This window comes from Microbulbifer maximicatervae (SeqCode) (assembly GCF_052467225.1).
Genome location: NZ_CP174303.1, coordinates 1,182,871 through 1,196,694, shown reverse-complemented (window position 1 = coordinate 1,196,694; position 13,824 = coordinate 1,182,871). Strand labels below are relative to the sequence as shown.

Annotated in this window: 9 protein-coding genes; 4 read left to right on the top strand and 5 right to left on the bottom strand. The window is 48.7% G+C overall.

Translation table 11 applies throughout. The annotated features are described in order from the left end of the window. Positions 1–62: 62 nt before the first annotated feature. The 3 genes from ACJJIZ_RS05235 to ACJJIZ_RS05225 form a co-directional block, all read right to left on the bottom strand. Positions 63–368 (bottom strand): hypothetical protein, encoded by a 306-nt coding sequence (locus ACJJIZ_RS05235; protein WP_282931129.1) that lies wholly within the window; start codon positions 366–368, stop codon positions 63–65. A 292-nt stretch (positions 369–660) separates the two neighbouring features. Further along, positions 661–1,068, bottom strand: a complete 408-nt coding sequence (locus ACJJIZ_RS05230; RefSeq protein WP_413663447.1) for a GFA family protein — start codon at positions 1,066–1,068, stop codon at positions 661–663. A gap of 392 nt (positions 1,069–1,460) precedes the next feature. Then, positions 1,461–6,659: a DUF748 domain-containing protein gene (locus ACJJIZ_RS05225; RefSeq protein WP_444915435.1), complete on the bottom strand. Its 5,199-nt coding sequence runs from the start codon at positions 6,657–6,659 to the stop codon at positions 1,461–1,463. 258 nt (positions 6,660–6,917) lie between these two features. On the opposite strand from ACJJIZ_RS05225, the gene ACJJIZ_RS05220 reads away from it, so the two are divergent. The 3 genes from ACJJIZ_RS05220 (at position 6,918) to cobB (ending at position 11,621) form a co-directional block, all read left to right on the top strand. Next, on the top strand, positions 6,918–9,200 hold the full coding sequence (locus tag ACJJIZ_RS05220; RefSeq protein WP_444915434.1) for a slr1591 family oxidoreductase: 2,283 nt from the start codon (positions 6,918–6,920) through the stop codon (positions 9,198–9,200). 207 nt (positions 9,201–9,407) lie between these two features. Beyond that, a complete protein-coding gene (locus ACJJIZ_RS05215; protein WP_444915433.1) occupies positions 9,408–10,715 on the top strand; it encodes an NAD(P)/FAD-dependent oxidoreductase in 1,308 nt (435 codons plus the stop codon). A 195-nt stretch (positions 10,716–10,910) separates the two neighbouring features. Next, positions 10,911–11,621: a Sir2 family NAD+-dependent deacetylase gene (cobB, locus tag ACJJIZ_RS05210; RefSeq protein WP_444915432.1), complete on the top strand. Its 711-nt coding sequence runs from the start codon at positions 10,911–10,913 to the stop codon at positions 11,619–11,621. On the opposite strand, the gene ACJJIZ_RS05205 is transcribed toward cobB, so the two are convergent. Both ACJJIZ_RS05205 and ACJJIZ_RS05200 read right to left on the bottom strand, forming a co-directional pair. Further along, positions 11,618–12,181 carry a SixA phosphatase family protein gene (locus tag ACJJIZ_RS05205; RefSeq protein ID WP_444915431.1) on the bottom strand — a complete coding sequence of 188 codons (564 nt, stop codon included), beginning with the start codon at positions 12,179–12,181 and terminating at the stop codon, positions 11,618–11,620. The genes cobB and ACJJIZ_RS05205 overlap by 4 nt on opposite strands. A 169-nt stretch (positions 12,182–12,350) precedes the next feature. After that, the gene (locus ACJJIZ_RS05200; RefSeq protein WP_282931121.1) at positions 12,351–12,827 is read right to left on the bottom strand and encodes a DNA binding protein; all 477 of its coding nucleotides are present in this window, start codon (positions 12,825–12,827) and stop codon (positions 12,351–12,353) included. A gap of 550 nt (positions 12,828–13,377) precedes the next feature. Between ACJJIZ_RS05200 and ACJJIZ_RS05195 the strand changes: the two genes are divergently transcribed. After that, a complete protein-coding gene (locus tag ACJJIZ_RS05195) occupies positions 13,378–13,824 on the top strand; it encodes a CBS domain-containing protein (RefSeq protein WP_444915430.1) in 447 nt (148 codons plus the stop codon).

Below are 13,824 nucleotides of genomic sequence, written 5' to 3'. Positions count from 1 at the left end.
GAGAGATGATTCGATCGAAGGAAGGAGCGCTGGACACCTGAGAACCAGCGCTCTATTAACCTTTAACGGCCAAAGAATAAGATAGCCCCGGCGATAATCAGACCTACCAGCAAGGCCCATACACCCCGCAGCATCAGCGATCGGGCATATTCCGCCTCTTTGTAACGCAATGCATAGGGAATGCCGGTAATCGGCCCGAGGACGATCGTTACAATCCCCCAAACCCAGCGCTTGTTACCCAAGGCCGTCAACGCAGCCATCAGGCCACCAAACCAGCATAAAGTTACGCCAATTACAATTACCACCAACGCCAGGATGGACCACCATTGGTTGGCCAGGAAAATTTCTACAATTTGGGTTTCAGTCATGGAATTTCGCCAGTCCGTATTACCTTCCGATTACATCTTAATGCTCTCGGCACCTTAAAAGATTAGGTGCTTCCAGAACGAGACATCCGGATACCAACGCAAAGATGCTAAAAGAGCCGCCGCAGTGAGCGAAACCCATGCAGATGACCCTTTTGGTACCCTTCTAAGCTGAAATCACCAGTGATGGGAGCGGCGATACAGCCCTAGGACGCTATAGTAACCCTAAAGTGAATCCCGGGCGTATATTCCGTCTTGACTAAAAGATACCCATAGAGATAGCGAGCACTCACTATCATGAGTACTCAGTAACTATCTCCAGCCCCGTGATCTTCTGGGTATCGTTGGCAAATTCGTAGTAGTCCGGCTTTTCATCGATAAAGATTTGATGGGTCATTGTTGTCTCGGCCGGAAGATCAAAGATCCCTGCAGGTACTGAGTACTGGGAAGTTTCCTTTAAGCGATAAAAGAGGTGCGAACCGCACTTTGAACAAAAACCCCGTTCAGCCCAAATTGATGAATCAAATACACTGACATGTTCCTCACCGGTAATCTCAACACTGGTTTGACAATCCACCGCCAACAGAGGACCACCGCCCCATTTTTTGCACATACCGCAGTGGCAAACCCCCAGATTTGAAGAGGGCAAAGATGCGCTAATTGTCACTGAACCACAGAGGCAACTTCCGTGTACTTGAGTCATTTTTTTACCTAAGTATTTCTTACTTCAGAAAATCAATATCAAAATCGGGAGTGGAATCTACCATAGAAAACTAATCAGCCATTGATCAAAATCAGTAATATTGTAAGCTTCATATCGCAATGTGAAATAGTGCACAAACCTCCCAAGAAATAATCACTCCGCAATAAACAGCCAATAAACAATAAATCACTGCTTATTCATCTCACCACACTAAACTCATCCTAACATCTAAAAAGTTAATGAAAATCCTATGATTTTTTTCAAGACAGCTAAATATGTGCACCTTATCAAGCAACATTAACGCTTATTTACTGGGATTCAGGCCAACTTCTATATTCCCCGAGAGAACCCACTCAGTAACCAGACAATACTTGAATTATTTTAAATAAACTCTAATTCGAAAATTCCACCCTTGGATCACCAAAATCCTTACCAATATAGTCAGGTGCGCAAGGGATTAATTCTGAAGCCTCTATTCCTGCATCAATCAAATACTTTTCGACATTTCGGCTTCGCTCCATTGCCAAATTTTCAAGTTCTTCACGAAGTTCCAGAGATGGGTTTTGGTAAAAAGCAACCTGGGATCTTCCGCTTCTGCTCATACCTGCCATGGAATAGGGGTACAGGGCTTGCCAGTCCCGGGCATTAGAGATGCCGCATACTCCTGGTCGTGCGTCAGGGTTCTTAAGTAAAACAAAGACCATACGCTGTAGTTGTGTCAGTGCTAAATTAGTTAATTTTGCACTGCCAGGTTCAAAGTCAATAGACGCAAATGATTTCGTCCTGAAACGCCCCCAGGCATAACGTGCTAACAAATAAACGCCATAGGGAGTCAAATAGCTTATCAAGGCATCTATAATTGCCTTTTGTAGCAACTCACTAAATACAAAACTAAAGGAGAACTTGGGATCGCGAATATTGCCGCTAACAGGCATGCCAAACTTAATATCCCCCCGCCCGTCTTTTAGCAACCATAGAGCAATATTCAAGGGAATCAGCGTGGACTTCACCGGTAGCTGATCATCTTTCCGCACCCGGCGAACTTTTAGTTTTTCCAGTCGTATATCCGCAAAGCCATCGAGTTCATTTTCAAATACCCGAATATTAACTACCGCATCTCCCTGCCCCTGAAGAATTTTGTAACCCAACAACTTGGCCATATAAGGCGTAGCAGGTATTAAATTTACGCTGGTGAGATACCCGGTAAGATCAGCATTCCACTTTTTATCTCCCAAGTAATCTACAGTTCCCCCTATCTGAATCTCACCAAATCCGCCAGGCCTTCCATTAACAACAATCACCGCTGGGGGGTGTTCGGCCAAGTTACTTAAATCACTGAGATTAAAGTTGATATCCCGGACCGGTAAGCGGGCCCTGAATTCATCTTGATAGTCTACCCAACTAAAAGTGCCGTGTTTTAGGTAGAGGTCACCGAGATGATAAAGTAGCGGTGGGCTGCCCTCCTCCCTGAAAGCAAACGTGTCAATGCCACCAAATCCTCGCAGTTCATTAATTTTTCGGGCTACCGGAAACTTCCCTGATAAATCCCTTAAGAGAATAAATCGAGGGCGCAGAAAGTCGATAAAACCTATAGTGAGTGTTTTCTTAGGGCGGTAATAGCTCAAACCTTCAACCCACAGGGACTTAAAATCAGCCATCCATCTATGGCGATCAAAATCCAAACTGTCCGGGTTTCTCTCAAAAAAATGAAAGTGAGTTGCCTCACCACTGGCAAAGCGCCATTCGGCATCGGTAAAGAGCAAATGCGACAAGGTTATGCTCTCACCGTGCACTAACTCTTCCCCAGAGGGTGAAAGCAAAGTGATGCCATTGACCCTCACAACAGCAAGTTCTGCCCCCTGACCACGGCGGTAGTTTCCCTCCAACATTAAACTCGAGAAGCTGAAGCAATGATCTCCCTGATCCAGATAACCACTGGGAAAACATCCTGCAATTTCCTTAAACTGTAAATCCTTGAAGTCAACTCCCTGTCGACTGATGTTTAATTGCCCGGCCCCCATACCGGATACAGATAAAAGTTTAAGTGGCAATTCCTGTGGAAAATTTTGCTCATGCAACTGTACATTACTTATTTTTATCCCAGAAAGGATAAGCTGCCTTCCGCCAGTGCCAGTAATACCTTCTGCCTTGCCAATACTAAAGGCCCCAAATTCATAACAGGGCGCAATCTTTTCGTCTTTTAATAGTCCCCCTGGCATACATCCCCTCGCACCAGAGGCTTTCGCCAAAGATTCCCCTTGCAAGGAGATATTATCAATTTCAAATTTTGGTATTTTCAGTGGCCCCAAATTTTTCCTGGGTATTGATAACCCAACCATTTCTACAGAACCTTGAACTGACCAGGGGTGTGACAATTTGATTTTCTGTAATCCCGGCATGGATAATTTATCAACCCCAAAACAATGGTGGGAGTCACCTGCCCTGGCCCGACTCAGTTTATCCACAGTTACTGCAAGCCCCGTATCCCGCGTACACACCCGGATATTCTGCAAGCTTAGATTCGACACTGAGAACTCTGCACCTCTATCCCAGATAAATCGACTCCAACTCAAGCCCTGCACGCCAGCTTCTAAATAGTCGCTACCCTTTTGCCAAAAAGCGATAGGCTTACTCTTTAACGGCCCTAAATCCAAGCGGGGGGCGCCTGAATCTATACCCAATTTTACCCAGGAATCACCAAAGCTTATTTGTGGGGTCTCAATGCAATCGGCAAGACCCATATCTTCATTATTTTCAGAAGAATAAGATCTCAACCCACAAAGCAGAACATCATCGATATTGAGCCCATAAAAATCGAGAGTATTGGAGGAAAAAGACGTTCTCTTCGTAAATACTCGCCCCAGTTGCAACATGGGTACAGTTTCGAAGTCCTCCTTAAATTCCACTTCTTCGATCGACCAACCGCTTTGCCCTACAGAATGGATATCTTGCCCAAATACACAGGTCGGTATCGATTTATTAGTCTTCGCTAGCCTGGGAATACACAAGGTTACTCTGTCAGCAACAACATCCTGCAATGCAATTTTTGACTGGGTAGGTTTTTCCCGGGACCATAGCAACTCTAGCTTTGGTATAAGTACACCCCCAAGGTCGAAAACATTCTCGCCAGACAGGTTTTTCAGCTGCACAGATTGAATTGCTGAGTCATCCATATTGGCAATTAGATTGCGTTGGCTGAAATAAACGAAGGAGTAATCTCCCAGTGAAAGGCGCTCAACATCTACACAGTGAATATTTAGTGAACTCACTTGCCTACCGCCGGGAAAGCAGCCACTCAACTTTTCAGCATTTGCACCGGGCAAAGCGATATAAGATTCAGAGTCTGGTGTACGTCTATGCCTTAGCCTGGCAAGGGGTAGATCTATCTTTTTTAAGTCAAATAATTTCCTGCCCCCTTTTGTCTTCGCTTCAGCACTAACCACGGAGATTTTTTTTACAAAGAGATCTATCCCCTGCTGCCAAGATATAAAGAGTGGCTCCCTTTGCTCTAATGAGCGGATATCAAAGCAAACTGGCAGATTTTCGTGGTTTTTATTGGCGCGATAAAATAACCTTTTCCAACCTTCAGTGAGACAGCCAGCCAGTTTCTTCAAAACAAGCTTTTTTATTTCCAGGTTTGGGTTTTCTATGGTGGCCAGCCCTAAGTCGTCAGGATTTTTATCCGCATCAATATTTTGTTGATCCAGTCTTCCTTTTTCGGTGCCGTAATTATCATCACCAACTTCTTGAGGAATACCCGGTAACTGACTGGTCGCCACCCAAGGATTATTTGTAACCTTTCTTTTAAATAAGCTATCGCCACTTTCAAACTGCTGTATCACTAAGCCATTTCCTGCACCAGCGGAATCATTTAGAAGTAATCGGTGAAGGCGCAGTTTTCCCAAAATGGCATAGCCATCTTCACCTCCCTGCCAGGCAAAATGTCCCTGCCCTGAAAAGCTGTTCAAACGTGCGCATAAAGGCTGCCAATCCGAGGGGAGAAAGTCCTGCGGCAAACACCCTGATAGTGACTGGATAAAAAAGTCCTGAGCAGATAGCGGGCCGTTACGACCTATTGTATCAATAACCCGCCAGCGTAGGTCCTGTAGTTTAGCTCTGGGACGACCTCTGGCACCTATTGAAAATTGAGCCAATTGCAGAGGACCGCTGGAAAGCCCCCAATCAATATTGTGTTCAGCAGAGCCGAACTGAAAGGCAAATTCCTCTGTACTTTTGAGACCAACCATAGAGACACAGTGATCGGGCTTCTTCCACAGACCGCCCGGTACACACCCATTGGCTGTTTCTATCGCAAGATGGGCAAAAGATAATATTCGCGTTTTGGCATGAAACTGAAGAGGACCAAATACACCATTATTAGCCCTGATGGGATGGCTGGTAGATCGAGCCATATCCAAGAGGTAGCCCCGATTAATTGAACTGGCCCCTGTATTTATTTTTAAGCGATCGTTCCAGTCGAAAACCGTTTTTTCCGGCAGGTCTAAATTAGCCGCTCGCAGACACAGGTGGGAATTGGCGTTACGCAGATGTCGTGGACACCAATCAAATGCCTGGGCAAAGCCTCGCCTCCATCCCAAACGCTTTTTCGGGCGCTCAAAATTAAACTCACTGATGCTAATAACCCCGGCCCGCCAATCCTGCCAAAGGCGATCACTGTGCCTCAGTACAACACTCTCACCATTGAGCTGCCGCCACTGGGCACGAGCCTTGCGGCCAAACCCGAATTTCATATCACCTGCTGCGGCAAGCCGGCGGGCGGAGGCGCAATGTCCAATCAGGCTTTGCAGCCCTGCTATTGCATCGGCCCAACGCTGTGGCGGGCATCCTATAAAGTATTTCGCAGTAAACTTGTTAAGATCTGTATTGAGGCTCGGCCAGGAAAAATTGACCTGAGTTCCTTCCAAACTGCCTATCACCGTGTTGTATCGTGATTTACCTCTCTCCCAGGCCAATAAATCACCGACCTGTAAATCCCCAATAGCAATATCTACGTTCAGGGGAACATCACCTTTACGCCATAATGCCAGCGTGAATTTATCGGTTTGGAGTTTGCCGATGGCTGCGCAGGTGGCTTGGCTCCAAATAGGCTTGTGCAGGTAGCAAAGTTCGCTGTCTCGTATCTGGGCGCGACCGATAAGCAGCCTGAAATCGCGATCCTGTCGCGCTCCGCCTCCAAGATTCCAGCCACCCACCTCCCACTCCCGGTACAGTTCACCCGGGTAAGACTGCAAGTCCATATAGGCACCGCTCACCGATGCCTTGGGTAAATGAGCTCGCCCCCATAACAATTGCCACCAGCTGTAATCGAGCATTACCTCATGAGCAGAGAATCCCCGCCCTTCGCGATTCTCAGCTTTTACATCAATCGCTATAACACTTAGATCCAGCAGCGATACGCGCAAATGATCCACATGGAATTCAAGGCCTCGCTCCTCCATCCAGTCGCCAGCTTTTACCCGCACCCAGTTTGCTGCCCACCAGTGAAGAACTTCCACCAGCAATAGCCCAGCTAGCAGCCACCAGATTAAGCGGCGGAAAAAGGCATTCTGAGAAGCGGGCTCTGGGGGCATTAGAATTAAGCGCCAGAAAATGAATTTTATGCAGATTACAACTGCAATTAGGCCCATACAGTAAAGACCAGCACCTGGGGATTTTTTTGCCTTGGCGCTGCTATTCGCGATAATAAGCAGCTGCGTCGTCCATTCGCTCGCAGTCAAATGCGAACTGTCTACTATTTATCCAGGGGTGTATTTGCGCGGCGCGGAAGTTTGGGAAGCCAGTATCCTTACCGCCTCTCATTTTTTCTGTTACCCAGCCAGTGAGTAGACATGCAGGAGCATCCAAACTACCAGGACATCCTTTTGGTCGGCGGCGGCCATAGCCATGCTATTGTGCTGCAAATGTGGGCCATGAAGCCTCTGCCAGGCGCGCGTCTGACCCTGGTCTCTCCCCAGGTGCAAACCGCCTACTCCGGTATGTTGCCCGGAATGGTTGCGGGCCATTACTCCCTGGAAGACACTCATATAGATCTGGCCAGGCTCTGCCGGGCCGCTGGTGCCCGCTTTATACAAGCCTGTGCACACGAAATTGACATCGAAAATCGCACCGTATCCCTATTGGGCAGGCCTCCGGTAGAGTACGACCTGCTCTCTTTGGATGTCGGTGCGACTCCCGCCCGCGAGTTACCGGGCTCCGAATTGGCAATCCCGGTAAAGCCTATCGGGCATTTCTACCGTTTCTGGCAAAAACTGCAAAAACAGGTTGGTGAAAACACCTCGCCCTTCCGCTTGGGAGTTGTCGGCGGCGGTGCCGGAGGCTGCGAGCTGTCGATGGCAATGGCGCACGCTTTACAAGGTGCCGTTAAGAAAAAGCAGGTAGAGGTTCACCTGATTCATGGTGCCGCCGCAATTCCCCAGGGCTATCCAGTCAGAGCGCGCAAATTAGTCTCAAAGGAGATGCAAGAGCTAGGGGTTCAGTTACACCATAACTGGACCGTTAATGAAATTACCGAACAGGGTGTCGTTAATGGGAGTGGTGACTGCCTGCCCCTCGATCAGGTAATACTCACCACCAATGCCTGTGCTCCCCCCTGGCTGGCCAACTCGGGCCTGTCCCTCGATGGCAAAGGCTTTGTGGTGGTAGATCAAACACTTCGCGCCCAGGGGCGGGAAGACGTTTTTGCAGCTGGTGATGTGGCCAGTTTCGCTCCAGAACCTCTACCCAAGGCTGGGGTTTACGCCGTTCGCCAGGGGCCTGTTCTATTTCACAATCTGCGCGCCTCCCTGACCGGACGCCGCTTAAAACAATACCGGCCACAAAAAGATTTTCTCAGCCTGCTCTCCTGTGGTGGCAAGCGGGCTGTGGCAGTTCGAAATGGCTTCGCCGCTGCAAGCGGTCTGATGTGGCGATGGAAAGACTCTATCGACCGCACATTTATGCGACGCTTCAGTGAGCTGCCAATGGACATGGCTGATCACACTGCCAAAACCAAAGACATCGTCGACCAGCGCTCAGGCTCTTCTCTATCTCCGATGCGCTGTAATGGCTGTGGCGCAAAAGTTGGAGCCGACATCCTGCGCCGCACGCTGGCGACCCTTCCGGATCAGCATTCGGAATACCTGTTAAAGGGCGTCGGTGATGATGCCGCAGTTATGGACCTGCCGGCTAATCATTTATTAGTGCAGAGCTCCGACCAACTGCGTGCACCTGTAGATGATCCGTGGATATTTGGTCGCCTGGCGGCTCTGCACGCCCTATCCGACCTATTTGCTATGAATGCTCGACCCGCCACCGCACAAATCCTTGCAACCCTGCCTACGGCTGCAGAGGAAATTACCCGGCGAGACCTACAGCAGTTACTTGCAGGAGCCATCCACGAGCTGAACCGGCACCACTGTGTCCTATCTGGCGGGCATACCGCCGAAGGTTCTGAAATGCTAATGGGCTTAACCGTCAATGGATTTTCCGAGCGGGAGCAGCTCCTGGAAAAAACGGGGGCCCGCGGGGGAGACTGCTTGATCCTGAGCAAGCCATTGGGAGTAGGCACTATCCTGGCAGCAGAGGGCGCGGGAGAGGCTAAAGGCCTATGGTTGCAGCAGGCGCTGGAAACCATGTTGCATAGTAATGCCGACGCCGCAGAGATATTTGCCCGCCATAACGCCAATGCGCTGACAGATGTCACGGGCTTTGGCCTGCTGGGCCACCTATTGGAAATGCTCGGCCCTGAAGGATTAAGCGCGACACTAATCGCTGAGAATCTACCGCTAATCTCCGGCGCCGCCACTTGTATCGAGCGCGGATGGCTATCCAGCCTGCAACCGCAAAATGCCAATGCCTACGCCTTTGTAGAAAACCCCCAGGAGTGGCAGCCATTGCCACAGTGGTCATTGATTACCGATCCACAGACTTGCGGGGGGCTCCTCGCTGCTGTTCCTATTGAGCAAGCCGAAGCCTGCGTGGGCGCACTGCTAGAGCGCGGTTACACCCAGGCGTCAATTATCGGTGTAGTGACGGACTCACAGAATCCAGAAGTGAGCGTACACTTGCGCAAGTCAGCAGACTGGCGAGCGCTAATTTCACAGGGCAACGAGACTGTACCAGGCCAGGTTTAAGGATTTTGCGAAACCGGAACAACAACCGGTTATGAGCTTTGTATGATTTCTATTGAGAGAGGCTTTCACCGACTCTGTTAACTTGTCATCTATCTTTCAGCGCGACATACTGGCGCTAGAAAAAACATCGGTGACATATTTCCCGATACCAAAAAAGGTCTTCACAGATTGGGGAGTCGGCTTTTAGCAATCGACAGGAAGACCCCTATGAAAAAGATCGTCATTATTGGCGGTGGTGCCAGCGGCCTGCATTTGGCTACGCGGCTCGGTCAATATTTTTCTTTTACCCCTTTCTTTAAGCGCCGCCGCAAGTCCCCCGCTGCACAAGTTACTCTGGTCGATCGAAATCGCACCCACCTGTGGAAACCACTGCTACACCAGGTTGCCTCCGGCGCATTGGATGCCAATATGGATGCACTGAATTATCAGGTGCATGCCCGCATTCACGGCTATGAATTTCAGTTGGGTAGCCTGCAGTCCCTGGATCGTGAACGACAAGTAGTCGGGCTCGGACCTGTTAATGATGAGGACGGTAGCGAGTTAGTACCCGCACGGGAATTGGAATACGATTATTTAGTAATGTGTATCGGCGGGCACAGTAACGACTTTCATATCCCCGGCGTCAGAGAAAACTGCTTTTTCCTGGATAGCAGCAACGAAGCACAAAAATTTCACCAAAACCTTCTCAATCGTTTCCTGCGGCTGGAGACACATGTTGATGATAAGTTAAAAGTGGCAATCGTTGGCGGCGGTGCAACCGGTGTAGAACTCTCTGCTGAATTGGTGGATGCCGTAAAACAAGTCGGCAACTATGGACGCATTCGTCCCAATGCGATGGAAATCACCTTGATAGAAGGGGGTGAGCACCTACTCCCAGCACTACCAAAACGAATTGGAAATAATGCTGAACGCGAACTGGCCAAGATGGGGGTTAATATCCTTACCGGCCACCATATTGCTTCAGCAAACGAACGTGGACTTACCACCTCCTGTGGCAGGGAACTCCCTGCCGCAATCCGAGTGTGGGCTGCCGGCGTCAAAGCTCCGGGATTCCTCACCCAGCTGGATGGTCTCAGTACCAACCGACTCAATCAAATCGAAGTGGAAACTACCTTACAGACCCAAACTGACGCAAAGATATTTGCCATGGGGGACTGCGCCAGTTGCATTGACGGCAATCACCAGCGAGTGCCTCCGCGCGCCCAGGCAGCACAGCAAATGGCTACCCTGGTTGGCGACAATATTATTGCCCTATTTGAAGATAGACCTTTGCACCATTTTTATTATCGCGATCGAGGCTCTCTGGTATCCCTCAGTCAATACACTGCCGTTGGCAACCTGATGGGGGCGTTGGTTAAAGGCAGTCTTACCGTAGAAGGACGCCTTGCTGGCCTTGCCTATCGCTCGCTCTACCGTATGCACTTGGCGGCAATCCACGGCTGGCCGAGAGCTATGCTGCTCTACCTAATCGGACAGGCGAACCGGTTTGTGAAGCCGAAGCTCAAGATGCACTAAAGGATCAATCCCATGAAGCTAAGGGAAAAATAGAAAGTTAGTGTAAAATTAACTAATACTGCTACCAATAAACCCTGCACATGGAAGTGCCAGGGCGGTAACATTATGAGTCACACCAGGCCATCAATTAAGACCTCTGAGCTGAATGCGAGCTCCTCTGTAGATCCAGGCAAAGCCCTTGTGTGAAAATATAAAATGAAAAAACAGTATCAAAAAATCGTTGTACTTACCGGCGCAGGAATTTCAGCTGAATCTGGCATAGGTACTTTTCGCGGTGCCGATGGCCTGTGGGAAAACCATCGCCTGGAAGATGTCGCAACGCCAGAGGCATTTGATCGCAATCCGGCACTGGTACATAGATTTTACAATGAACGCCGCCAGCAGCTGCTATCTGCAGATATCCATCCCAACCCTGCCCATCTCGCCCTGGCCGAACTGGAACAGAAATTCCAAGGGGATTACTTACTGGTTACTCAAAATATTGACAACCTGCATGAGCGCGCGGGCAGTGAGCAGTTGATTCATATGCATGGAGAGCTACTAAAAGCACGATGCAGCCGGAGCGGGAAACTATATCCGCTCAATTCGGATCTTTCGATAGCTGATACCTGTAGTTGCTGTCAGCAGGCGGGAAACCTTCGCCCCCATGTGGTCTGGTTTGGAGAAATGCCTCTGGAAATGGAAGCTATCTATCAGGCGTTGTCCGATTGCGACCTATTTATCAGCATTGGCACATCTGGAAACGTCTACCCAGCAGCGGGATTTGTCGAATGTGCCAATCAGGCTGGAGCTCACACCATAGAGTTGAACCTGGAGCGCAGTAGTGTCGGCGATGCCTTCAAAGAACACCGCCACGGACTGGCGTCACAGGTAGTCGATAGTTTTATAAAAGAAATTATTAATTAAGGTGACTCTGAAACTGCATTTTCTGTCTGCGAGGATTTCACCGGGCCATAGCGCTGTATCAAAGTGGTTACCCCCTCATTATCACGCACAAGGATATAGAGTCGGTCAAACTCACTAGCCTCTCGAATAGGTCGCCCTTTTTCACCGCCGAGCAATTCCGCCAGTTTTGGAGTGGTATTGCTGTGCCCAACCACTAAAATTCGATTTCCCGCCTGCTGCAAAGAGTTAGCAAATTCTTTTAAATCTCTGGGGTTATAAATTTCCACTTCAAGCCCCAGCTCTTTTGACAGAGGCTCAACCGTTTCCCGGGTGCGGTTGTAGTCAGTGCTATAGATAGCGTCTATACCCACTCCCCCAAGAATATAGGCGAGTTGCCGTGCACGCTGCCGGCCCGCCTCAGTCAAATGAGGGTCGCGACCCACCCCGGGCCCTTTCTCTTTTTCTGCATGGCGTATTAAGTAAATAACCTGAGACTCAGAAGAGTCGGCTAAAACCCAATTTGAAGCCCCAACCAGAACAAAAAGTGTACAGAAAATAAACAGCTTAAGTCTTGAAAGCACAGTATAAACTCCCAGGTAAATAACGGGGCAGACATATGCTGAATATAATAAGGTAAGTAAAGAGAGGATGCGGCGAAAATGCCAAATAATGCGATGAATTAAAATCGAACGATTTTTAAAAAAATATTTGATGCCGGATATCCGGCATCAAATGAGTGGTCATCCAGAATTAGATTTTCCACTCTTTTACGGTGTCCAGACCGTACTCATCAATCCACTGGCTCAGGGCCTTAGGATTACGCTTTTTCTTTTCAACAGTAGCGCCGGTATACGGGTTGCGATAGTGACCAGTTTCCAGCTTGGGCTCTGCTGCCTTTGCTGCCGGTGCTGCACGACGGCCGCGACGGGGGCTGTCACCTTCCTTCTTGAGATGACGGGCAACGCGAGCCTTCAGGGTTTGTACGTAGTCTGCAGGATCTTCATCACCCAGCTGTGCTACCAACCATTCAACGATTTGCTGGCCACGGGCAACGAAGAACTCCTCTTCATCCATGTGGTATTCAGCAGCAAGGTTCACCAATGCTTTATCATAGGCAATTACGCCATCTTTCTTGCGTTCAGCCTGAGCCATTTGCTCTTGTAACTCTTCGATTCTTGCCTGATGTTCGGCGATTTGTTGTTCAAGTTGTTCGTATTCCTGAAACATTCAATAAACCTCAACGACGGTTATTAAAAAACACAGAGATATATCTGTGGCGCTGGGCGACACAGATTGTTATTTCGGATATACCGTGTAAAAAATCAACAAACACCGTGGCTGGCCAATGGCAAGCAATTTAGTGATGTTTAGTCCGGCATATTATGAATTGCCCGATATACATGAGTAGATACCACTACACATCGTGTAGTTCTGGTGTTAGGTATATTCGGCAAATACATTATTAAAAACTAGCCGATTTCAGCTCGGTTCGGCAAACACTCCGAATCACTGATTATATTTTTCGACTGAGGTCGCGAATAATAATCTTTCACCGGCAAATATCAACCATTTGTGTCCCTACCTTTGAATATAATAGGAATAATTCAAAATAAGGGCTAAAAAGTGTAACAAAGGCGGCCATATCTGCAATCTTAAAAGGATATCCCTAGGGAGCGCAATTAGCTATATTGTAGCTGCAGTCGTCAATTGCAAATTAGTCGCTGTGTAACGGTAATCGAGCATATTGCCAAATACAATTGGATACCCAGATCATACTATGTCCACTCACAATAATATCCACCATATACCGACTTTGGCCGCTCTGATGACGCCATTTCCCTACCATATCGATATCAATGCCACGGTAGAGGATGCTCTGGCAATGATGGAGAAGCACAAAGTACGCCACCTGCCGGTAACACGTGCAGGCGACTTGGAGACGGTCATTTCCCGAGGGGATATCGAAAGAGCCAATGCACCGGGACACCGCCTAGAAGAGCAGCAGCTCTATGTACATGACCTATGTGCCAGACGTCCCTTTATCGCAGATATCCACGACCCGCTGGATAAAATTCTCTTAGCTATGGCCGATACCAGTATTGGCTCTGTACTGGTTATGCGGGAAGGCGAGCTGGTTGGAATTGTAACTGTGACTGATATTCTGCGCTTTTGTAGTAAGTTCATGGCAGAGTTGGCCCAGCCGGTAGACGATTCTATTGCTTGA